This window comes from Lactococcus allomyrinae, from assembly GCF_003627095.1.
Lineage (GTDB): Bacteria > Bacillota > Bacilli > Lactobacillales > Streptococcaceae > Lactococcus > Lactococcus allomyrinae.
The window spans coordinates 1698936-1722489 of sequence record NZ_CP032627.1 but is presented as its reverse complement, the minus strand read 5'-3'; the positions used below and the strand labels follow the sequence as shown (position 1 = coordinate 1722489).

At 36.8% G+C, this 23554-nt stretch carries 21 protein-coding genes and 1 pseudogene; 17 read left to right on the top strand and 5 right to left on the bottom strand.

The window, feature by feature from the left end; translation table 11 throughout:
* Nucleotides 1-47: 47 nt before the first annotated feature.
* Complete coding sequence (locus D7I46_RS07925; RefSeq protein WP_120772401.1) at nt 48-923, bottom strand: Rgg/GadR/MutR family transcriptional regulator; 876 nt, start codon at nt 921-923, stop codon at nt 48-50.
* A gap of 79 nt (nt 924-1002) precedes the next feature.
* On the opposite strand from D7I46_RS07925, the gene D7I46_RS07920 reads away from it, so the two are divergent.
* The 4 genes from D7I46_RS07920 to D7I46_RS07905 all read left to right on the top strand — a co-directional run bounded on the left by D7I46_RS07920 (nt 1003) and on the right by D7I46_RS07905 (nt 4008).
* Nucleotides 1003-1338 (top strand): hypothetical protein, encoded by a 336-nt coding sequence (locus tag D7I46_RS07920; RefSeq protein WP_120772400.1) that lies wholly within the window; start codon nt 1003-1005, stop codon nt 1336-1338.
* Nucleotides 1339-1469: 131 nt separating this feature from the next.
* Entirely contained in the window at nt 1470-2144 is a 675-nt protein-coding gene (locus tag D7I46_RS07915) for a DUF1430 domain-containing protein (protein ID WP_120772399.1), read from the top strand.
* Nucleotide 2145: 1 nt separating this feature from the next.
* A complete protein-coding gene (locus tag D7I46_RS07910; protein WP_120772398.1) occupies nt 2146-2766 on the top strand; it encodes a putative bacteriocin export ABC transporter in 621 nt (206 codons plus the stop codon).
* A gap of 102 nt (nt 2767-2868) precedes the next feature.
* On the top strand, nt 2869-4008 hold the full coding sequence (locus tag D7I46_RS07905; RefSeq protein WP_120772397.1) for a nicotinamide-nucleotide adenylyltransferase: 1140 nt from the start codon (nt 2869-2871) through the stop codon (nt 4006-4008).
* A gap of 456 nt (nt 4009-4464) precedes the next feature.
* Here the strand turns inward: D7I46_RS07905 and mgrA are convergent, their stop codons facing one another.
* Nucleotides 4465-5487 carry an L-glyceraldehyde 3-phosphate reductase gene (gene mgrA, locus D7I46_RS07900; RefSeq protein WP_120772396.1) on the bottom strand — a complete coding sequence of 341 codons (1023 nt, stop codon included), beginning with the start codon at nt 5485-5487 and terminating at the stop codon, nt 4465-4467.
* A 219-nt stretch (nt 5488-5706) separates the two neighbouring features.
* Between mgrA and D7I46_RS07895 the strand changes: the two genes are divergently transcribed.
* The 8 genes from D7I46_RS07895 to D7I46_RS07860 all read left to right on the top strand — a co-directional run bounded on the left by D7I46_RS07895 (nt 5707) and on the right by D7I46_RS07860 (nt 15643).
* A complete protein-coding gene (locus D7I46_RS07895) occupies nt 5707-6447 on the top strand; it encodes a MurR/RpiR family transcriptional regulator (protein WP_120772395.1) in 741 nt (246 codons plus the stop codon).
* A 150-nt stretch (nt 6448-6597) separates the two neighbouring features.
* Nucleotides 6598-7986, top strand: a complete 1389-nt coding sequence (locus D7I46_RS07890) for a glycoside-pentoside-hexuronide (GPH):cation symporter (RefSeq protein ID WP_120772394.1) — start codon at nt 6598-6600, stop codon at nt 7984-7986.
* 155 nt (nt 7987-8141) lie between these two features.
* Nucleotides 8142-9164 carry an aldose epimerase family protein gene (locus tag D7I46_RS07885; protein ID WP_120772393.1) on the top strand — a complete coding sequence of 341 codons (1023 nt, stop codon included), beginning with the start codon at nt 8142-8144 and terminating at the stop codon, nt 9162-9164.
* A 2-nt stretch (nt 9165-9166) separates the two neighbouring features.
* Complete coding sequence (locus D7I46_RS07880) at nt 9167-10366, top strand: galactokinase (RefSeq protein ID WP_120772392.1); 1200 nt, start codon at nt 9167-9169, stop codon at nt 10364-10366.
* A gap of 18 nt (nt 10367-10384) precedes the next feature.
* The gene (gene galT / locus D7I46_RS07875; protein WP_120772391.1) at nt 10385-11872 is read left to right on the top strand and encodes a UDP-glucose--hexose-1-phosphate uridylyltransferase; all 1488 of its coding nucleotides are present in this window, start codon (nt 10385-10387) and stop codon (nt 11870-11872) included.
* Nucleotides 11873-12233: 361 nt separating this feature from the next.
* A complete protein-coding gene (gene galE, locus D7I46_RS07870; protein ID WP_120772390.1) occupies nt 12234-13217 on the top strand; it encodes a UDP-glucose 4-epimerase GalE in 984 nt (327 codons plus the stop codon).
* 217 nt (nt 13218-13434) lie between these two features.
* On the top strand, nt 13435-14370 hold the full coding sequence (locus tag D7I46_RS07865; protein WP_120772389.1) for a LysR family transcriptional regulator: 936 nt from the start codon (nt 13435-13437) through the stop codon (nt 14368-14370).
* A gap of 109 nt (nt 14371-14479) precedes the next feature.
* A complete protein-coding gene (locus tag D7I46_RS07860; RefSeq protein ID WP_420844019.1) occupies nt 14480-15643 on the top strand; it encodes a uroporphyrinogen decarboxylase/cobalamine-independent methonine synthase family protein in 1164 nt (387 codons plus the stop codon).
* 120 nt (nt 15644-15763) lie between these two features.
* On the opposite strand, the gene D7I46_RS07855 is transcribed toward D7I46_RS07860, so the two are convergent.
* Entirely contained in the window at nt 15764-16144 is a 381-nt protein-coding gene (locus D7I46_RS07855) for a MerR family transcriptional regulator (RefSeq protein ID WP_120772387.1), read from the bottom strand.
* Nucleotides 16145-16211: 67 nt separating this feature from the next.
* On the opposite strand from D7I46_RS07855, the gene D7I46_RS07850 reads away from it, so the two are divergent.
* On the top strand, nt 16212-16580 hold the full coding sequence (locus D7I46_RS07850; RefSeq protein WP_120773328.1) for a carboxymuconolactone decarboxylase family protein: 369 nt from the start codon (nt 16212-16214) through the stop codon (nt 16578-16580).
* On the opposite strand, the pseudogene recF reads toward D7I46_RS07850, so the two are convergent.
* Nucleotides 16577-17652: pseudogene (recF, locus tag D7I46_RS07845) on the bottom strand (DNA replication/repair protein RecF). The gene D7I46_RS07850 and the pseudogene recF overlap by 4 nt on opposite strands.
* Before the next feature lie 60 nt (nt 17653-17712).
* Nucleotides 17713-18075 carry a S4 domain-containing protein YaaA gene (gene yaaA, locus D7I46_RS07840; RefSeq protein ID WP_120772386.1) on the bottom strand — a complete coding sequence of 121 codons (363 nt, stop codon included), beginning with the start codon at nt 18073-18075 and terminating at the stop codon, nt 17713-17715.
* 713 nt (nt 18076-18788) lie between these two features.
* On the opposite strand from yaaA, the gene yfmF reads away from it, so the two are divergent.
* The 4 genes from yfmF (at nt 18789) to pgsA (ending at nt 23288) form a co-directional block, all read left to right on the top strand.
* Nucleotides 18789-20051, top strand: coding sequence for an EF-P 5-aminopentanol modification-associated protein YfmF (yfmF, locus tag D7I46_RS07835; RefSeq protein WP_240424379.1), 1263 nt, complete (start codon nt 18789-18791; stop codon nt 20049-20051).
* Nucleotides 20041-21324 (top strand): EF-P 5-aminopentanol modification-associated protein YfmH, encoded by a 1284-nt coding sequence (gene yfmH, locus D7I46_RS07830; RefSeq protein ID WP_162930860.1) that lies wholly within the window; start codon nt 20041-20043, stop codon nt 21322-21324. Before yfmF ends, yfmH begins: the two co-directional genes overlap by 11 nt.
* 352 nt (nt 21325-21676) lie before the next feature.
* A complete protein-coding gene (locus D7I46_RS07825) occupies nt 21677-22579 on the top strand; it encodes a helix-turn-helix domain-containing protein (protein ID WP_120772385.1) in 903 nt (300 codons plus the stop codon).
* Between the two features lie 154 nt (nt 22580-22733).
* Nucleotides 22734-23288: a CDP-diacylglycerol--glycerol-3-phosphate 3-phosphatidyltransferase gene (gene pgsA / locus D7I46_RS07820; protein WP_120772384.1), complete on the top strand. Its 555-nt coding sequence runs from the start codon at nt 22734-22736 to the stop codon at nt 23286-23288.
* Nucleotides 23289-23554 lie beyond the last annotated feature (266 nt).

The following is a 23554-nucleotide window of genomic DNA, read 5'->3' as shown; positions in this document are numbered from 1 at the left end:
TATACTGACAGAGGCTATAATCCAAAAATCTCATTGATCAATTTTTGTCAGTGAGATTTTTGAATACTTGAAATTTCCTGTCTCATGAGATTTGCGGTACCAGCACAATCTAAAAATTCCATAATTTCGAGACAATGTTTCAAGGTATCTATTTCACTTATCTTTCCATCTTTATATTCACACATCGCTCTATTGTAAACAAAGGTTATTTTTTCATAGGTATCATATTCATGAATCTTGATTTCATCAAGATAATCTAATAAATTATTTGCAAGGTTGATTTGATTGTTTTCGGTAAAAACGCTGACTGCATTAAGGATAGTTCCAATCATTGATTTTTTAACATAATGAATGCGTGTGCTCTGTTGAGTAGGACTGACCATATGTTCAATTAAAGTGTATAAAGTTGAAATATCAAAAATGGTAGTACAGTAACCTAATAGAGTTACATCAAAGAGACCCCATTCTTTTATTGTGAGAAAATAATTTTTTAGAAAATGTATGTCATTGATTGGAACAAGGTAGGAGGAGTCAATTATAGATAGTATAGACTCAATGGCTATTTTATCTAAAAGAAATTTTTTCTTGTTAGGGGTTTGAGCAATCGCTTTTTCAAGTTCTTTTAATATATTTTTTAACTTAGTAATATTTGGGCGAAGATAGGCATCAGAAATATTGAGATTAAAGAGCAAGATATCTTTTGATTCTAAGTAATTATTATATGCAAATTGAAATTCAAAAGCATTAACATTGATGTTTTGCAAAATATTAAAAAATTTATCTACAGAAAGAGAATGGTTTCCATGTTCAAAATCAGAGAGTAAGCCTCTTGAAACGTCATCTCCAGCAGCTTCTTTTTGTGTGAAACCTTTAGCTTCACGAAAGAGTCGAAAAACTTCCCCATAATAATTTTCTTTTTTCATAAAAGTTCCTTCTTGTCGATATATCGAATGTTATATAAAAATAAAATCATTAAAAGGAAAAGCTAAATCTATTTCTTACATGTCAATTATGATTTCGCTAAGCTCTATTACTAATGTAATCAATGCTGATAAACAAACAACACTTTTGCGAGAGGCTAAAAAAGGTTGGCGAGATAATAAACAGTACTATGCACCAACTCTCACAGCTGGAGTCTTGTCAGTCATACAAAGTCATCCAGAGAATTTGAAAGGTTTATTGATTGATTTACTCAATCAGCCCAATGTGCTTCTTGCTTCATCTAATTCTTTGATGATAGCTAATTCTGAAAAAACTTGGAATGAGAGTGTCAAAACCTATACTTTTCCAAGTGGTCTTCCCTATACTAATGTTATGTATGTTAACACTGCCTTGTAGAAAAAGGGAATATTCAACTTCCTACAAATGTAAAAAATCAGATAAAGCAGCTTGGAGTAGGAGATTATGCTATCCTAATTCCTAAAAATCAGAAAAATAATTTTGCCTCATTGGAGAACTATTGGACGAAGATGGAAAATAATCTCGTTCCATATCTTACTAAAAATCCTACGGTTTCTCTCTATTCATCAAGTAAACCACTTTTTGGTTTTTCAGTAATGCATAATCAGTTTAATAATTACTCATCAATACCGAACCCTTTGATTATCGTTTATAGTGCAAAAACTTTTGAAAAGGGCGATGCTAAGCAAGTTGCTATTAATACTTCATCTTATTTATCAAATGGACAAATTCTTACGACTAACCGTGAAATGGTTAACCAAGTTTTTGAAAAATATCATTTACAAAACGACCAAGGCTCATTTTTTAATGGTTATCAAGTAGTGAGTACAAATCTAGCCACTCAGATAAATAAAAGGAATCTTCTATTTGGGGTAAATATATTGTGTTTACTTTCATCTCTCCTTTTGATTTCCCTACTCAATTCGATTTATCTCTATCAAAATCGAAAAACGTTTTTGCTACAGCGCTTATCTGGTAAATCTTGGTTGGATATTCATATGGTTTATTTAGCTGTCGTTATGATGTTAACCGTTGGGGTTTCAATTATAGCGCGACTTTGGCTTCATGTACCAAATGAAGCGCTTATTGTTCCTGTGATTTATTTGTTGTTGGTCTGTGTTCTGTTCGCTTTGCAGGTTTATCGAGAACGTGAGGCAAATGTGCTTTATTTGAAAGGACTTTGATATGATTGAATTAAAAAATATTGGAAAAAAGTTTGATGAGCATGAGATTTTGAAAAATTTTAATTATTCTTTTGAGGCAGGCAAAGTTTACGGTTTAGTCGGTGCTTCAGGTTCTGGCAAAACGACACTTTTAAACATTATTGGTAAGTTGGAAAAAGCAAATCAGGGTGAGGTTCTTGTTTATGGGAAAAAGTTGACAACCCTCAAGGAACAGCTCTATTTTCGTGATTATGTCGGCTATCTTTTTCAAAATTATGGTCTCATTGATAATGCCACGATTGAGGAGAATCTAAATTTGGCCTTTGTTGGAAAGAAAGTAGCAAAGCTTGAACGTAAAGCACTTATGAGAAATACCTTAGAAAAAGTTCATCTTGAGCCTGATTTGAAACGCAAAATCTATTCATTATCTGGTGGAGAGGCTCAGCGTGTGGCGATTGCCAAAGTGATGATAAAAAATCCGCCCATTATACTAGCAGATGAACCAACGGCTTCTTTAGATGAGAAAAATGGAGCTGAGGTCATTCAGCTGATTTTAAGTTTACTTGATGACAAAAAAGTGATTATCATTGCCACTCACACACCGTATGTGTGGAAAAAGATGGATGAGTTAGTACAGTTGTAGGTAGAAGAATTAGATGTCATTTGATAAAAAAGTACTGACAGACATCCTGTCAGTGCTTTTTTTATCCTGTCAGCGCAGAAAATTTGATAGAATAGAGTTAATATGATTACAAATAATATCTCAAAATCTAAACTCACAGGAAAGAAAATTGGCGTTTATTTTGGCACGTTTGCACCCTTGCACGCTGGGCATCAGCAGCAAATTTATAAATGTGCAAGCCTTAATGACGGTGTTCTTCTTGTCGTATCAGGGTATGACGGTGACCGCGGTTCGCAAATTGGTTTGCCTCTTGAAAAACGTTTTCGTTATCTGAGAGAAGCTTTTAATGATGAAGAAAACATAAAAGTAGCAATGCTGAACGAAAATGATATCCCAGCAATGCCAAATGGCTGGGATGAATGGGTCGCGCGTTTGCTGGATTTGATTCAACAAAATACTTATGAAGAAGTGCTATCAGTAACATTTTATGTCGGAGAGACAGAGTATGTGGTAGAACTGACAAACCGCTTTCCTGCTGACAGCAATCATTATGCTGTTGAAATTGCTGACAGACATGATATTGAGTTGTCAGCAACTCAAATTCGGGAGAATCCACAAGAGCATTGGGCAGATATCAATCGAGTGTTCAGAAGAAATTTCTCAAAAGTTGTCACCGTGATGGGTTCAGCTTCCACAGGTAAAACGACACTTGTCAGACGTTTAGCACGCTCAATAAATGCACCATTTTCTGAAGAGTACGCGCGGGAGTATGAAGAAAAGTCAAACATTGATGACGATGAGTTGCGTATGGATGATTACGCCCGTATGATTACAGGACAATATGACGCTAATTCACGAGAGATTAACTCAGCAGCTAACCAAGGCATTGTTTTCCTAGACACAGATGCAATTGTCACAAGAGTGTATGCAAAACTTTATCTTTCTTCATCAGACTTTGAACAACTTGAACCACTTTTTCAAAAAACAATCGCTGATGAACGGATGGATTTAATTTTGGTTATTCCACCAATTACAGACTATGTAGACGATGGTTTTCGTAATATGTCGTGGGAGGATTCTCGCTATGAGTTTCATGTTGAATTGATGCGACAACTTGAAGAATTTAAGTTGATGGACAAGGTTGTTGTTCTTGATGACGAAGGAGATAATCGTGATAAAGCAGGTTATCTGAGTCGCTATCATCACGCGATTGATGCCGTGCATGAATATACAGGAGTCAAAATTGAACGTTTGAAATACTAATTTACTGACAAAAAGTCAGTAAATTTTTTTAACTATTTTATATGATTTCTAAACTGTTGTGAATGAATCCAAGACTTATTCAGCAGGAGCTTTAACTCAGCACTGAATTTAAGCATACACCTAGCTAGGGGATTGCGATTGTGACTAGTCGCTTTGCCTTTTGCTCTTGGAGCTTCAGCTTGCTTGGTGCATATGACCATTGGTTGTGAGACTAAAGTGTCAATGACAAATAGCAAAACGGACAGCGTAGTGCTGAAAGCGCGAAGATATCGATGTAGTGAGTATTTACAGTACAGTGAACTTCACTATCTCCCTAAGAGCTAGAGGGATTATCACACACTTGCTTTGATAAAGAAATTAACGTAAACCCGCAATTTCACGAAAAAATCATATCCCTTAAAACTGTACTAAATAGAGAAAGTGCAACGAATAGTAAAATAAATCTGAGCGGAATATTTAGATATTGGATGTTATTAGTAAGTTTTCAATGGTTTGTAATTCTTCGCTAGTAAATTCTAAATGTTCCAAAGTAGCAACATTTTCAATAATTTGCTGTGGACGACTTGCTCCGATGAGTGCTGAGGTGACAGGGTTAATTTTTCTCGCGCTATCATCACGCAGCACCCAGGCTAGTGACATTTGCGCTAAACTCTGCCCTCGTTTTTGAGCTAAATCATTAAGCCCCTTAATTCGAGACAACATTTTTGGAGTTAAACTGTCATCATGTAATGTCGCATAATGCGGATCACGCATTCGTGAATCATCAGGAATTCCGTATAAATATTTCCCACTCAAGAGTCCCTGAGCCAGTGGTTTAAAAGCAATTGTGCCAATCCCTGAGCTTGTTAATGTGTCTTGAAGCCCATCTTCAATCCAGCGATCAAGCATTGAATAACGTGGCTGATGAATCAAAAGCTTAAAGCCCAATTGCTCAGCTGCTAAGATAGCGGCCTCCGTCTGCTTAGCAGAATAGTTAGAAAGTCCGACATAGAGTGCTTTCCCAGAATCAATAGCCGTTTTTAAAGCCCCCATCGTTTCCTCAATTGGGGTATTTGGGTCAGGTCGATGCGAATAAAAGATGTCAACATAATCCAGTCCCAAGCGTTCAAGTGACTGATCAAGACTTGCCAATAAACTTTTACGACTTCCCCAATTTCCATAAGGACCAGGCCACATTACGTAGCCAGCTTTCGTAGAAATAATCAACTCGTCACGAAGCGATTTAAAATCTTCCTGCAAAATCTTACCAAAATTCAATTCAGCTGAACCAGGGACTGGGCCATAATTATTAGCAAGGTCAAAATGGGTAATTCCTAAATCAAAAGCTGTATGAATCATTTGGCGTGCATTTTCAAAGTTGTCCACTGAGCCAAAATTATGCCACAATCCTAGAGAAATAGCAGGTAATAATAAACCTGAATGTCCAGCAGGACGATAAATCATCTGATTATAGCGCGCTGGATTTGGAATATAAGACATTATTTTCCCCTCAAAATTTTAAAATAAAACGATTTCAACGACATTATAGCACATGTAAGCGTTAAATGTTATAATTTTTATGAAGAAGATAAAGATATATTTTGAGAGTGAGTTAAAATCTCCAGTTTATTTTGAAGCAATGATTTTATCCTGAGGTTAGGGTACAATCAGTAGAATGATGATGGAGATGGTACTGCAAAGCTAAAGGAAGTAAAGAAAATGTCAAAACTAACGAGTGCTGAGAGTTATACTTGGCAAATTATCCAAGAAAATTATGAAAAAATACCTCAGATTCCAATTTCAGAACTTGCAGAATTGGCACATGTTTCCATCTCAACTGTTAATCGCACCGTAAGAAAAAAAGGTTTTTCAGGATATGGTGAATTTCGTTATTCAATTCGTGAGAAAAAACTTCCAGAGATTAGTGGTTTTTCAACAGAAGTTTTGGGTGCGATTGCTAAAAATGAAGAAGAATTGCTACAAACAATTAACAACATATCAGCTTCTGAAGTAGAGGCAGCGGTTAAGCTGATTCACGAAGCAAAAGAAATCAAAATCTTTGCTCGAGGTCTAACCATTAATGTTGCTAATGAACTTTTAAGAAAGTTACAGCTTTTCCATAAGACAGTTAGTATTTATGATGACCCAAAACAGATTGCATATTATGCACAGTTTGTAAATGACGATGGCTTAGTTCTTGCGCTTTCTCTTTCGGGTGAAAATCCTGAGATTAATATTCCCCTAAAAATAGTTAGACAAAAAAGAGGAAAAATTCTAGCATTGACAGCTGATGCAGAGAGTGAACTTACCAAGCTGTCCGATGTTAGTCTAGTTGGATATAAAAGTAGGTTGGAAGTGAACTATTTCGACCTTGATGTTCATAGCAGACTTCCTCTCTTTATCTTGGAGCGTGTGCTTGTGGATGCCTATTCAATATATCAAAAGAGTAAACAAAAATAATATTTACTGACAATCCGTCAGTAATTTTTTTATTAAGAATTGGAAGTGTTTCCAAAGAAGTGTTTAAGAATTGGAAACTCTTTCTTAAATTTGAATGCTATACTATAAATGTGAGCGATTTCAAAAAAGAAATCTATAAGGAGGATTCCCATGAATAAGGGAAAAATGAAACAACGTTTATCGTATGCATTCGGTGCGTTAGGGCACGATGTCTATTATTACTCAATCAGTACGTTTTTTATAGCCTTTGTGACGGCGCAAATGTTTGCAGGTTCACCGCATGAAGATGCAATGATTGCGTTGGTTACTGGTTTGGTCGTTATTATTCGGTTAATCGAAATTGTTTTTGACCCAATTATTGGTTCAATCATTGACAATACACAAACACGCTGGGGAAAATTTAAGCCTTGGCTAGTTATCGGAGGGATTATGTCCTCTCTGATGATTATGCTGATGTTCTCTGACTTTTTCGGTCTAGCTAAAAGTGACAACCGAACATTGTTTGCAATAGTATTCATCATTGCCTTTATCATTCTAGATGCCTTTTATTCATTCAAAGATATTGCTTTTTGGTCAATGATTCCAGCCTTGTCAGAAAAAAATTCAGAACGTGAAACTTTAGGAACATTTGCTCGTTTCGGCTCAGCTATTGGAGCACAAGGTGCAACAATTCTTGCTATCCCAATCACCATTGCCTTTACGAAAGGTGGACATATTCAAGGAGCACGTGGATTCTTTGCATTTGGTGTTATCGCTGCTTTAGTTCAAGGGATTTCGGCTTTAGTCACTGCTTGGGGAACTAAAGAACAACAGTCAACAATTCGTCAACAAGGAACAAAAACAAATACACTTGATGTCTTTAAAGCTTTGGTAAAAAATGATCAGTTGATGTGGCTATCTCTTTCTTACATTTTGTTTGCGATTGCTTATGTTGCTACAACTGCAACACTGATTTTGAACTTTACCTTTGTCATCGGTAATGCAAGCCTTTACTCAATCACAGGTATTGTCGGATTCATTGGCTCAATTATCTTGGTTCCAATGTTTCCAACCTTAGCTAAAAAATTCGGACGTCGTAAAGTTTTAACTGGTGCGATTATCTCAATGCTTGTTGGCTATATTCTATTTGCTGTCGGTAGCTCAGTTCCAATGACAGTTGCTGGATTAATCTTTTTGACCACACCATATCAACTTGTCTTCTTATCTGTCTTGATGACAATTACGGACTCAGTCGAATATGGCCAATGGAAAAATGGCGTTCGTAATGAAGCAGTGACGCTTGCCATGCGTCCATTACTTGACAAAATTGCTGGTGCTTTCTCAAATGGAATTTACGGATTTGTTGCTATTGCAGCAGGTATGACAGGTTCTAAATATGTCGAAGGGCACACTTATGGAGTGGGAACGTTTAAATTTTACGCCTTCATTATTCCGGCCATCTTGATGGTGATTTCACTTACCATTTATCTCTTCAAAGTGAAATTGACTGAAAAACGTCACCAAGAAATCGTAGCGGAACTTGAAGAACGCTTCAAATAATAAATTAACTTACCAATATGACTGCACTTCTTAAAGTTTTAAAAGTCATGTTATCCCCTATGTCAAGTCAGTTCGGGAGAGCAGCTTTATGATGATTCAAGTCTATTGGTAGAATGATGGGGCTGACAATAAGTTGGCTCTATTTGGGGAAAAGCATGAAAATTACAACAGCAGATTTTGGACTTGGTGCAAAACTTTTCACCATTGAAAACAAAATGGGAATGGCCATCTCTTTTACCAACTTTGGCGCGCGAGTCGTTGATTGGAAAGTAAACGGAAAAAGTATCATTTTAGGATTTGATTCGGTGCAGGAGTATGTGGAAAAAGACATATTTCCCGGAGCGACCGTTGGGCGTATAGCTGGACGAACCAAAGATGGTATTGTAGTTATTAATGGAAAGACTATACAACTTGAGCAAAATGATTTTCCGCAAGCCATCCACGGTGGACTAAATCCTACACAATCGCAGCTTTGGCAAGCTGAGACATTTGAAATGAAAGATACCGCTGGTGTGAAATATTTTCTTAAATTAAAAGATGGTGACGGCGGTTATCCAGGGAACCTTCAGTTTACAGTTATCCATACTTTTAATGAATTAGGCGAGTGGAAAATAGAATATTTTGCCGTATCTGACAAAGACACGGTCTTCAATCCAACAGGTCATGTTTATTTTAACCTCAATGGTGATGCCAGTATTCCACTGGACAATCATCGACTCCAAATAGCCGCTTCGCGTTATGTTCCGCTTTTGGATAAGACAGAGGTTGTTCGTGGAGAAATTGCCGATGTGACAGGAACGCCATTTGATTTTCGAGCAGACAAGCTTCTTTCGGAAGCTTTTGCGAGCAATGATTCGCAAATTACATTGGTTGATGGAATTGACCATGGCTTTGTACTTGACGAAGTGAGCATAGACAAAGTACAAGCACGCTTGTCACTTGATGATTTGAGTATTTCGGTTTACACGAACCAGCCAAGTATTGTTATATTCACCGCGAATTTTGGTGATTTAGGCACGATTTATCGTGGAAAAGCAGAAGTAAACCATGGAGGAATGACTTTTGAAACGCAAGTTGCGCCAGGTTCACCGCAAATTCCAGAATTGGGCGACATTTCGCTCAAAGCAGGTAATACATACCACGCAGAAACAATCTATAAAGTAAATATAGGAGAGTAAAAATGTCAGTAGTAGTAGAAAACAGTACGATTTTATCAGCTTTGACAGAAAAATTTAAAATGGTCTTTGGTGGAGCAGATAATATAGAATATTTCTTTAGTCCAGGCAGAATTAACCTGATTGGTGAGCATACCGACTACAATGGAGGCTATGTTTTTCCAGCATCTATCACAATCGGAACAACTGGTTTGGTTCGTTTACGCAAAGATGATAAAATCAAACTTTTCTCAGAAAATTTCTCAGAAGCAGGAATAATAGAATTTAATCTTTCAGAAAGCAACCAAAAATATGACGAAAGCTGGTCAAACTACGTCAAAGGTATGATTACCATGCTTCAGGAAGCAGGATATACGATTGATAAAGGTTTTGAGCTTTTAATCAAAGGCGAAATCCCAACAGCATCAGGACTTTCTTCATCTGCCTCACTTGAGTTGTTAGTTGGTGTTATCCTTGATGATTTATTTGACTTAAATGTTCCACGTCTTGAACTTGTGCAGCTTGGTCAAAAGACGGAAAATGATTTTATTGGTGTCAATTCAGGGATTTTGGATCAGTTTGCCATTGGCTTTGGTGAAGTGAAAAAAGCGATTTTGCTGGATTGCAATACGCTTAAATATGAAATGGTTCCTGTCGAATTGCGCGATTATGACATCGTCATCATGAATACGAATAAACCACGCGCCTTGACCGAGTCAAAATATAATGAACGGTTTGCTGAAACACGAGAAGCACTGAAACGTATGCAAATAAAGCTTGATATTAAAGCGCTTGGCGAACTTTCAAACGAAGAATTTGATACTAATGTTGATTTAATTGGTGATGAAACACTCATCAAGCGCGCTCGTCATGCCGTTTATGAAAATAACCGTACAAAAGTCGCTCAAAAAGCTTTTGTTGCAGGAAATCTGACAAAATTTGGCGAATTGCTTAATGATTCTCATGCTTCACTAAAAAACGACTATGAGGTCACAGGACTTGAGCTTGATACTTTAGCGGAAACTGCCCAAAAACAACCAGGTGTTTTAGGGGCTAGAATGACAGGTGCAGGATTTGGCGGTTGCGCTATTGCACTGGTTGCCCATGATAATGTTTCTGCGTTTGAAAAAGCAGTTGGTGATGAATATGAAAAAGTCGTGGGTTATCCAGCAAGCTTTTATGTTGCTCAAATTGGTTCAGGAACAACAAAATTAGACGTAGAATAATTTAGATTGGAAGTAGAAATGTCAATATATCAAACCATTCAAGATTTTGTAGATTTGGCGCTGAAAAATGGAGCGATTGAAGCGATGGACGATATCTACTTGCGTAATCAACTGCTTCATTTTTTGGGACTTAATAACTGGGAACAGCCGAAAATAAGCGAAAATAAAAATCAGGAAAATTCTTTACTTTTAATGGAACAACTGCTAGACATTGCCCGTGAGAATCATCGATTTGACGAAACGGAGTCTGAATTTTTCGAAGCGGCATTAATGAATTTTATCACCCCAAGACCTAGCCAAATTAACCATGATTTTTGGGGAAAATATAAGAAAAGTCCTAAAAACGCGACAGACTATTTTTATCATCTAGCGCGTGAAATTAACCAAGTCAAAACAAGAGATATTGCCAAAAATATCGCCTTTGTTCATCCAACAAAATACGGTGATTTAGAAATTACTATTAACCTTTCCAAACCTGAAAAGGACCCCAAAGCGATTGCAGCCGCAAAAGCACAAAAAAATTCAGTCTATCCTAAATGTGCACTGTGTCTTGAAAATGAGGGGTTATATGGTGGAAGTAATCATCCTGCAAGAAGTAATCATAGAGTGATTCGGATGGAACTTAATGGAGCAAACTGGGACTTTCAATATTCACCATATGCCTATTACAATGAGCATTCGATTGTTTTTAATGAAAAGCATCAGCCGATGAAAATTAATCGTCAGGCCTTTGAAAATTTGCTGGATTTTCTTGATGTTTTTCCGCACTATATGATTGGTTCAAATGCTGATTTGCCAATAGTCGGTGGCTCAATCTTAACTCATGACCATTATCAAGCAGGACGGCATACCTTTCCGATGATGAAGGCTAGTATTCGTACGCAAATCCAACTTGAAAATTATCCCGATATTCGAGCAGGAATCGTAAATTGGCCTATGTCTGTCATGCGTCTTAAAAGTAATAATAAAGCAGAACTTTTAACTGCAAGCACGGAAATTTTAGAGAAATGGCGTCACTATAATGATGAAAGTCTGGAAATTACTGCTGTAACAGTTGATGGTGTGCAACATCATACGATTACGCCAATTGCAAGCAAAAATAAAGAGGGTTATATTATTGATTTAGTTTTAAGGGACAATAATACCAGTTTAGAATTTCCTGATGGAATATTCCATCCTCACCAAGAATTGCATCATATTAAAAAAGAGAATATTGGATTGATTGAAGTAATGGGGCTTGCTATTCTTCCACCAAGACTGAAAACAGAACTTAAAGAAGTTGAAAAATATCTTATTAATGAACCAAATGAAATCAACGAAATTCATCTTCCGTGGGCTAAACAATTGAGAGAATCACAAAAAATAAACCCAGAGGATGTTCATGAAGCCGTTCAGCAAGCAATTGGTGCCGTCTTTGAAAAAGTCCTTCGGGATGCAGGAGTTTTTAAAGATAACGAAGAAGGTCAAGCTGCTTTTTATAAATTTATTGATTTTATCAACAATTGAATTAGAAATAATAAGACTATAAAGTCAGGACTTGTTTTGATATAGCTGGGTTTGCATGATCAGAAATGGGTGAAAAAAGATAAAGATAAATCTTTTTAAGAAATTTCATTTATCTCCGAGATTTCCTATTTTTCATCGTTTCTTGCAAATCTTGCTTACATCTTGGTATAATGAAACCAAGATTTATTCAGTGGGAATTCTGGCTTTCTATTTAATTGAGCTAGAAGACATTCAAAACATAGTGCAACTCTATCTCTCAACTAAGCGATTGTGACATCGTAGTGTCAACAGCATAGTCCAAACCAAAGGGTAGAGATAGCACATATTTATTTTGATAGATCTGTGAAACATGGAGGTGTTTATGACAGTTTTAGTACTTGGCGGTGCAGGATATATAGGTTCACACGCAGTTGATACACTACAAGCATCTGGTTATGATGTTGCTGTGGTGGATAATTTAGCGACAGGACACGCTGAGGCGGTACCGCAGGCGGTACGTTTCTATGAAGGAGATGTCCGTAATCGTGATTTCCTTCATGAAGTTTTTAGGAAAGAAACAAACATTGAAGGCATTATGCATTTTTGTGCCTATTCCCTTGTTGGAGAATCAATGCAAAAACCATTGAAATACTTTAATAATAATGTTGGAGGCGCTCAAGTTATCCTAGAAACAATGGAAGAATTTAACGTCAAACATATCGTATTTTCAAGTACAGCGGCAACTTTTGGTATCCCAGACACAAGCCCAATCTCAGAAACAACACCGCAAAAACCTATTAATCCTTATGGTGAGAGTAAACTCATCATGGAAAAAATGATGAAATGGCAATCAACGGCAACTGACATGACTTATGTAGCACTCCGTTATTTTAATGTGGCTGGAGCCTCAAATGATGGGCACATTGGTGAAGCACACAAAAATGAAACACATTTGATTCCAATTATATTGCAAGTTGCACTAGGAAAACGCGAGTTCATCACAATTTATGGTAATGACTATAATACCGTTGATGGCACCTGTGTTCGAGATTATATAGATATGGAAGATCTGATTGATGCACATATCAAAGCATTAGAATATCTTAAAGCTGGAGGGAAGTCAGACCAATTTAATCTTGGGAGTTCACAGGGTTATAGTAATCTTGAAGTCCTTGAAACTGCAAGGAAAGTAACAGGTAAGAAAATACCAAGTAAAATCGGTGAACGACGACTTGGTGATCCTGATGAGCTTGTCGCTGATAGTACAAAAGCAGGGGAAATCTTACATTGGCAGGTAAAGCATGGTTTAGAACATATCATTGAAAATGCTTGGAAATGGCATAGTTCTCATCCAGAAGGTTACTAATGAACAGGGAAACAACACATTGAGTGTTGTTTTTTTGTGCTCAAAGTAGTAAAATCAAAAAAATAGAAAAATAAATTCAGAATTTTTTATAATAAATTTTATTTAGGAAACAATTCATCTCTCGTTCAGAAAAAATCAAATCTTTCAGCTTTTCCTCAACATTAGTGGTTATGAGTGAAACTTTATTGATAAAGTAGCAACTTCAAAGGAGTCTAATATGTCTTTTTCTCTTCAACAACTTAAATATTTTACAGAAATCGCACGCATTGGTTCGATAAATCAGGCTGCGGAAGCATTGTATATTACACAGCCAAGCTTATCGAAATCAATGAAAGACCTTGAGGAAACAGTAGGAAGCACGCTTTTTAAAAGGACAAGCAAAGGGATTTCTTTGACACAAGATGGCACTGAATTTTTGGGATATGCTAGACAAGTCCTAGAGCAATCTGATTTATTAGAATCTCGTTGGCTTAATAAACAACCTTCACGTAGACTTTGTGCCATTTCTACTCAACACTATGCTTTTGCGGTAAATGCTTTTGTCAATATGGTAAAGAAAACGGAAAGCAGTGAATATGAATATACTTTGCGCGAAGCACGGACTTATGAGATTATCGAAGATGTGAAGGCACTGCGCTCAGAGTTGGGTGTGCTTTATAAAAATAATTATAATGGGCAGGTGATTGATAAAATCCTTCGAGAAAATCGGCTCGTTTTCCACCCTTTATTTGTTGCAAAACCCCATGTTTTTGTGAGTTCGACCAATCCGTTAGCCAATCGGGAGTTTGTGACTTTAGAGGATTTAGAGGGGTATCCACGTTTGTCTTATGAACAAGGCGAGCATAATTCTTTTTATTTTTCTGAGGAGATTTTGAGTACGATTTATGCGAAAAAGGATATTAAAGTTGGAGACCGTGCAACGATTTTTAACTTAATGATTGGCTTAAATGGTTATACCATTTCAACCGGAATTGTGAGTAGTGATTTGAATGGAGATAATATCATCTCCATTCCTCTTGCTGTTGAGGATCAGATTGAAATCGGCTGGATTTCACAAAAATCTGCGCTTTTGAGCCTTCAAGCCCAACTCTACTTAGATGAGTTAAAGACTGTGGTTGCACCGTATGATGTGGAGTTGCATGATGATATATAGTTTTTAGTTATAACGATTGATATTTTATAAGTATTATACAGGGTGATAAGATAATGATATGATAAGACATACCTAATTAGGTATGTCTTATTTTATTTGTGAGGAAAATATTATGTCAAAACATTTTGCAATTGTCGGGAGTTTACTTCGTCCAGCGGATTTGCTTGCGATAAAAGATGAGCTTCAAGGGCGTACAGATATTACTTATCCATTTTATGATGCTATTTCTAATTATGCTGAAGTTGAGGAAAAAGCTACGAAAGTGATTGTTGAGGAACAAAAAGTGCATGGACTTTCTGTTATTTCTGATGGGGAGTTTTCAAAATCACTTTGGCATACAGATTTTGTTTGGGGACTAGGTGGCGTTGAGCGCTATGTTGCTGAGCATGGTTATTATTTCCGTGATTTTGACGGTGAGAGCAGATATGAAACACGTAAAGATATTGGTGTACGCATTGTCGGAAAGTTATCAGGTAAAAACCACCATTTTATTAGTATTTTTAAGCGATTAAAAACTTTAGCTGGAGAAAACCAGACGGTGAAACTTTGCGTTCCATCTCCTTCGCATATTTTCGGAGAATTATCTTGGTCGGATAATGTTGGAATTGGTGCTGTTTATGAAAATACAGATGACTTGCGGAAAGATTTGGTTCAAGCTTATAAGGATTTTGTGAGTGAATATGCAGATAATGGTGGAGAGATTTTGCAATTTGATGATTGTCTTTGGGAAATTTTCGCAGAAGATAACCCAAATTCACCATTTACAGGGCAAGCGATTGACCAAAATACTGCAGCACTAGAATTAGCCCAAATATTTATTGAAATAAACAATGAGGTAATTGATTATGCACATGATTTGGGCTTGACAGTGTGGACACATAACTGTCGTGGAAATTATGCAAGCAGAAATATGGGTGCGGGTTCTTATGATAAAATCGCAGATTTATTTTTAAAGAATTTTAAGTATGATCGTTTCTTTCTTGAGTGGGATGATGAACGCGCAGGCTCTTTAAAAGCGCTAGAAGTGTTTAAAAATCGGGATACTGAGGTGGTTCTGGGGCTTTTGTCAAGTAAAACACCAAAATTGGATGATGAACTGCGTGTGAAAAAATTGTTAGAGGAAGCGGCACAGATTTTACCAAAAGAAAGGCTCTATCTTTCACATCAATGTGGTTTTGCTTCATGCGATAATGGGAATGAGCTTACTCAAAAAGAACAATGGGCAAAAATTGAGCAAGGTCAACATTTGGCAGAAGAATTTTGGAATGAGTAAATATACTATTTCTATTTTAAAAAGTTATAGAGGTTTTATTACTGGAATTTTGTTCTAGGTGTGATGATACTTATTTTGTGTCGTGATGTTGTGAGATAATTAATACATAAAAACTCGGAATTAATTTTCCGAGTTTCGTTTTTCTAATAAGTCATAATAATGATGTTTTTTGTTTTGTAGGAACTTAATATGATTTTCAATTTCTTCTTTTTGAGTAAGAAGTATCCTTTCTTGCTCAATGAGGAGAGAAATGCGCTGAATAATGGTATGTTCGCCTTGCTCGCGAAGTTTTGAGTATTCGACGATTTTGGTAAGTGTCATTCCTGTTGCCTTGGCGCGACTGATAAATTCAATCCAACGGAGGTCATCATCTGTGAAGACTCGATAATTGTTGGTATTTCTTTGAGGTTTGAGAAGTTCAAGATCCTCATAATAACGTAATGTTGATATAGATAGACCTGTCAGCGCTGAAATTTCAGAAATTTTATAAGTAGTTGTCATTTTTAGCTTGCCCTCAAGTATACTTGATAGTTTATAATGATTTTATCATAGATTGGAGGAAATAATGATGAACAAAAAGGAAATTGGCTTGAAAAATCTTGCGAAGATTGATGGAGCAGCTGCGGAGGATGTGTTTGAAGCACTTAAAAATATTGCGCCAGACTTGAATGATATGATGTTGGAATTTGCATTTGGGACGATTTATGATAGAAAGTGCTTGGATTTCAAACAGCGTGAAATGATTACGATTACGAGCCTTTTGACACAAGGTGGTTGTGAAAATCAGTTGCGTGTGCATATTCAAGCTTCTCTAAATGTTGGACTGACACAAGAGGAAATCGTGGAAACTTTTATTCACTGTGCACCTTATGTCGGATTTCCTAGAGTGCTTAATGCTATTTTTGCGGCGAAAGAAGCATTTAAAAAAGCAGATTAATCTGCTTTTTTGATTTCACCTTTTTCAACGTTAAAGATACTTAGGCCATCGGGTAAATTTTTGAGGTGATCAAGTGTTGTTGTGGTGATAAAGGTTTGGGTTTTATTGAGTGCCGTCGCAATGAGGTCAAGCTGACGGTGATTATCCAGCTCACTCATGACATCGTCTAGGAGCAAAATTGGATATTCGCCAGTTTCTTCAAAAATTAAATCAATCTCAGCGAGCTTAATCGAAAGGGCAACTGTTCGTTGTTGACCCTGACTGCCAAAATCAGCGACATTAATCTCATTGATAAAGAATTGGAGGTCATCGCGGTGAGGACCGATGCTTGTCTGGTGGCGGAAAATGTCATGGTCTTGACGAGCGAGAAGTTCTGATGCGAAGTTTTCTTTGACATTTTGAACGTAAGATATTTTTAATTCTTCAAGATTGTGAGTGAGTTGCTTGTGAATTTTTTTTGCATGATTTTCGAGTTTCTGGATAAACTGTTGACGCTCACTCATGATTTTGTTACCATGCTCAAGCAATTGTTCATCGAGAACGGCAAGAAAATTCTTGTCAATCTTGGCTTTGTCAAATTTTAGATACGCATTTCGCTCTTTTAAAGCACGATTGTAGCGCATACTGTCATAAAGATAAATGGGACGTATTTGCCCGAGTTCAATATCCATAAATCTGCGACGAATACTTGGTGCTCCTTTGATGAGCTCAAGGTTTTCGGGAGCAAACATAATGAGGTTGAGTTGACCGATATAGTCGGCAATTCGATTTTCTTTGAGATGGTTGACTTTTGCAATCCGCCCTTTTGTGGTAAGTTGAACTTCAAGGGGACTTTAGTATGTGATTTTTCAACTAAACCAGTGACTCTCATTTCATCTTTGTTCCAACGAATGAGTTCTTTGTCGTGGCTCGTTCTGTGACTACGTGTAAGCGCGAGAAAGTGGATAGCTTCAAGGATATTGGTCTTTCCTTGAGCATTTTGACCAAGGAAAATGTTTAGATTAGGATGGAAAGTAAGCTGAAGCTCATCGTAATTTCTGAAATTTTTGAGTTGAATATTGGTAAGTTTCATAGATTTAAGTCTGTCAGTATGCTGACAGGATTTTTGACTACTGACAGAACTTTGTCAGTATTATTTTCTTCCTGGGAAACGTGGTGCTTGTTTTTTCTTTGGTTTTTGGCTTTTATTTTCAGTATTGAGTTTTTTGACTAAGGCTTTAACACGCGCTTCCTCTATCTTGTCAGCTTCATGCTCTTTTATCGCTTCGTCAGTGGCTTTTTCAAATGTAACAGAAAGATTGAAGTTAGGAAATTCTAGGGTATCACCGTCACGTAATTTTTTTCCACGGCGGTTTTCGGCTTCGCCATTGTAAAAAATTTGTCCTTCGTGTTCAGCTAGAAAAAGTTTAGCTTGTCCACCTGTTGCAATTAGTCCGAGTTCTTTTAAGACTTTTCCTAGAGTGATATATTCTTCAAATAGTGTATATTTTTGCATAGCCTTATTTTAACATAATTTTTGCTTTTATTTTGTGGAAAGTTGTTGGCAGAATGAAGTCAAGACTTATTCAGCAGGAGTTTTAACTCACTACTGAATTTAGGGTAGAACCTCTAGGGGTAATAACTAACCGACTCAAAGCTGCAACAGTCTGCTTAACACCTTTGATATGAGGCCACCCTGTCCCAGAAACCTAAGTGCTATTTCCGCTTCGCTTCACTGTCCACTCTCGCTAAGTGGCTAAAGCCACAAGTCGAGTCGCAAAACACTAACACCCTATGGGCAGCCGGACGCCACTCCGACTAGGCGCTTTAGCGCTGTAGCGAGGATGGACAGCGTAGCAGAGTGGAGATAGTATGCGCTTGCTTTGATAAAATACTTTTTTAGCTCAGAATAAGGTATTTTTATTGGAAATCTATCACAAAATTGTCCGAGATTTTGGTATAATTGAGTTTGCAACACCAGAAGCTCTGGTACAACCTGACGGCTCCGCTTCGCTACGTTATCCATTCGCTCTAAGGTACTGAAATACTAAGACGAAAGTGGCTAGTTTAGTGCGCTTTTTGACTAGAGAAAAAGGACGTAGTAAGTGTAATGAATGAAACGGCGCACCACCGTATCATGGCATTGTTTTGCATCATGAAGTTGTGGAATAACGGCAATCCGTTGTTGGTTTTTTCAACGGATGAGCTATAAATGAAAGTGATAGTGAATTGGCGGAATATAAAATAGCAGATGGAGTAAGGCTCCATGTGATAAATGAAACAAAGTTTAAAACAGTACGGGTAATGGTCCGCTTCCGAGAAAAAATATCAGAAAAAAATTTGGGAAAACGTGTGATTATTTCCAATATGTTGGAAACAACGAACGCAGTATATACAACGGGAGGAGATTTTAGTCGTAAGCTTTCTTCGTTGTTTGGTGCAACTTTTACTACAGGTGTATCAAAAAAAGGAAATCAGCATATCCTTTCGATTAACATGAATTTTGTGAATCCTAAATTTGTGAATTTTGATACACTGGGAGAAGCAATTTCGTTTTTAAAGACAGCTTTTTTTGAGCCAGATGTGGTCGAAAATTCATTTAATCCAACAATTTTCAAACGAGAACAAACCAACTTGATTCATTATTTAGAATCTATGAATGATGACCGAGCGTATTATGCGAGTCGTAAGTTGGCAAATTTGTTTTTTGAGGACAAAGAGCAAGCTTTACCAAGTGTTGGAACGGTTGAGCTGATTGAAAGAGAAACGCCAGAAGCAGTTTTTGATTATTATCAAAAATTGCTAAAAAATAATGCGACGGATATTTTTGTGCTGGGTGATGTAGATGAAAAACGCGTTGTTGAGCTGTTTTCAGACTTTGAATTTACTGACAGAACGACTGTCAGTGATGTTTTTTATTCACAAGTATTGACAGAAAATGTGTCAGTGCTGACAGAAAAAAAAGAAACTGCACAATCTCTTTTACAATTAGGCTATCATTTGGGTGTGCATTATGGTGATGCGGATTATATGGCTTTACAAGTGATGAATGGTCTGCTTGGTGGTTTTGCACATTCAAAATTATTTGCTAATGTGCGTGAAAAGGCAAGTTTAGCTTATTCCATTTCTTCAACTTTTGACTCTTTTAGTGGTTTTTTCAAGATTTCGGCTGGGATTGATGCGGCAAATTTTGACCGAGCAAAACAGCTTATCTTTGACCAACTTTTGGCATTACAAAAGGGAAATTTTACAAGTCATGAGATGGAACAAACAAAAACAATGCTCCGTAATACTTATTTTGTAAGCAAGGATTCACCTTCTAACAATATTGAATTGGAATTTGTGAAAGCTTTGATTCCAGAACGTTTTTTGTCTACTGACAGCTTTTTGTCATCACTGACAGAAGTGTCAAAAGATGATGTTCGGCGTGTCGCCAGCCATTTGACGCTGCAAGCGGAGTATTTCATGGAAGGGGAAGCACTTGGAAACTAAATTTTATGAAAAAACGGGTGAAACTTTATTTAGTGATGTCTTGTCAAATGGTTTGACGGTATATTATCTTCCTAAAGCTGATTATAACAGGACTTATGGCTTGTTTACAACCAATTTTGGTTCACTTGATACGACTTTTATTCCTAGAGGGGCGACTGAATTTCAAACTTTTCCAGAGGGAATTGCTCATTTTTTGGAACACAAACTTTTTGAAAAAGAAGATGGAGATGTCATGTATAAGTTTGGTGCATTGGGAGCTCAAACTAATGCATTTACTAGCTTTTCTAGGACTTCGTATCTTTTTTCTACCAGAGAAAATAGTTACGAATGCACACAGCTTTTATTAGACTTTGTGCAAAAACCATATTTCACAGAAGAAAATGTTCACAAAGAACAAGGAATTATCCAGCAGGAAATCCAAATGTATCAGGATGATTCTGATTTTAGACTTTTTGCAGGATTGCTTGCTAAAATGTATCCAGAATCACCACTTGCAGCAGATATTGCGGGTACGCCCGCAACAATTAATGCCATAACATCAGAAGATTTATATCAAAATTATGAAACTTTTTATCATCCATCAAATATGAATTTGTTTTTGACAGGCCCATTTGATATTGATAAGATGGCTGACTTTGTGAAAAATAATCAAGAAAACAAAACATTTGTGAAAATCGAAGAAATCAAACGGCAACCATTTCAAGCAGAAAACCCTCGCTCTTTCGACCAACTTGAGCTAGAAGTGGCGATGCCTAAATTTGCATTGGGACTTCGAGGAGAAGACGAGATTCCTAAGTCTTCAAAGGAATTATTAATTTATAAATTGTCCAATCAGATTTTCCTTGATTTACTTTTTGGACGGACAAGTGAACGTTATGAAAAGCTCTATAATGTAGGGTTAATCGATGATTCATTTGGTTTCAGCTTTGATTTAGAGAAGCAATTTCATTTCTCAATTTTGACGGCTGATACAGAAAATCCAGAAAAATTAAGTCAGGCTTTGCAAGAAGCGCTAAAAAGTTATAAAATAGATAAAGATTTTAGTGTAGAGCATCTCGATTTGCTAAAACGTGAAATGCTTGGTGATTATTTTAGTTCTTTGAACTCTTTGGAATATATCGCTAATCAATTTGCATCCGAGATTTATGATGATTTGAACTTTTTTGATCTTCCTGAAATCCTAGAAAAGATAACACTTGATGTTATTGAAAAGTACGCAGAAAAATTTATTAATGAAATGAAACTGGTAGAATTCACTATTTTACCAAAATGAAAAAAGAAAAATCAGAACTTTTTGTGATTTTCTAAAGACTGACAAACCTGTCAGCACTTACCAAGTAAAAATGTATTTCTGTCAGTACTGACAGCATTCATCATTGCAAAATTGATGAATAAACTTCTCAAAAAGAAGTATAAATCAAGTTTTTGAGAAGCAGTGTTTTGCCTTTAAATAATAACCACTTTGCATGAGAGCGAAGGAGGTGGTCGGATGCTGCGCCATATTTTAAAAAGTCACTGACAGACCCCTGTCAGCGCAATATCTATGTCGAGATTCCCAAAATCTCATAAAAACCAAGAACAGTTATAATAAAAAATCCATGTGTAGTACAACAACGAAGGGGGACATGGTGGCAATCAAAACTATTGGACAAGTCCTAAAAGAAAAGCGAACAGCGCTAGGACTTGGTCTTTCCGAAGCAGAACAATTAACTCAAGTACAAAAATTATATATCGTCGCATTAGAAACAGACGACTATAAGGCTTTGCCCGGCGAATTTTACATCAAAGCCTATCTCAAACAATACGCTGAAAGGCTTGGCTTAAATGCAGATCGAATTATCCAAGCTTACGATGAAGGAAAAGGGATCACAGTTGAGGATAAAGAAGATATTCAGGAAACCTATCATTTTGTGAAGCCAAGCGATAGGGTCGATCCTGAAGAAGATGGACCGAAGACGTGGCAGCATTATGTTCCTATTATCTCCTTATCCTCAGCAGCTGTGCTAATTTTAGTTGCTGTGGTTGTCGCAGTGATCATGAATCATCCAGAAACGCCAACTCTAATTACTAATGATTATTCAACATCAAAGAGTGAATCAGTCCAAAAATCTACAGTAGCAAGTACGAGCAAAACATCTGAAAGCTCAGTGCCAAACATAAGAGTTCCTGATACAAAGATAGCGGTAACAGGTTCTGGCTCAGCGATTACAGCAAATATTTCCAATATCGAAGACCCAGTGAAAGTGGAGTTTTCCGTTGCTGATGGCAGTAATATATGGGTTGGAATGAGTAATTCTGACCTGACAGCAGCAGGAAAAACTCTCTCAAGTACAATGAAAACAATCTCGTCAGTGCTGACAACAGGAGTGACGAGTTCAGTGATTTCAGTTGGAACAGTAAATGGATTGACCATCACAATCAATGGTCAAAAGTTAGATTTGTCACTACTTTCTACGACTGGTCCAGCAACAATCACATTACAAATCGATCGCAAAAGTACAACGACAACAAATGCAACTGGTCAGTAATGTTACATGTACTGACAGAAATTCTGTCAGTACATGGATATAAAAGACAGCATTTTAAACCACAAAACTTTATCTTTAGTTACTGCAAAGTACACTTTTATCTTGCGTAGATTTATAATTAACTAAATTTTGAATCAATGTTTTAAGGAGATTTATGAAACAAAAACTACCTAATCAACTTACCATATTGCGAATTTTTATGATTCCAATTTTTCTCATTGTACTCTACCTGCCCAAAGGTGCGACTATTGGTTCAACGAATGTTGCATGGATTGTAGCAGCAGTAATTTTTGCTGTGGCTTCTTTCACAGATTGGCTTGACGGATATCTGGCTCGCAAGTGGCATGTCGTTTCCAATTTTGGTAAATTTGCTGACCCACTTGCTGATAAAATGCTGACAATGACAGCTTTTGTCATGCTTATTGCTCTAAATCTTGCACCAGCATGGCTTGTCGCAATCATTGTCTGTCGTGAACTTGCTGTTACAGGACTTCGCCTTCTTCTTGTTGAGCAAGGGGGAACGGTACTTGCTGCGGCTATGCCAGGAAAAATCAAAACCTTTACACAAATGCTCTCAATCATTTTTCTTTTGATAGGTGATCCAGTTTATATTGGAACAATTTTACTCTATGTTTGTCTTGTTTTCACCATTTACTCAGGATATGATTATTTTGCAAAAAATATGTCAGTTTTCAAAAATGCAGATTAATTTATAAAACTTACTAAAGTTGCTTGATTTGAGCGACTTTTTGCGTTACAATAAATGATAGATAGAGAGTGAGTATCTGGTGAAAGCTCACAAGATTTGAAAGAGGCAACTCTTATTCGTGACATGATTTCGATGATAACGTTATAATCAATCTGAGGCTCATTCGTGAGCGAATTTTAGGTGGTACCGTGCAAATTCAGCACCCTAGAGCAAGTGAGCTTTAGGGTGCTTTATTTTTGAAAAAAGCGATTACAATCTACAAAATT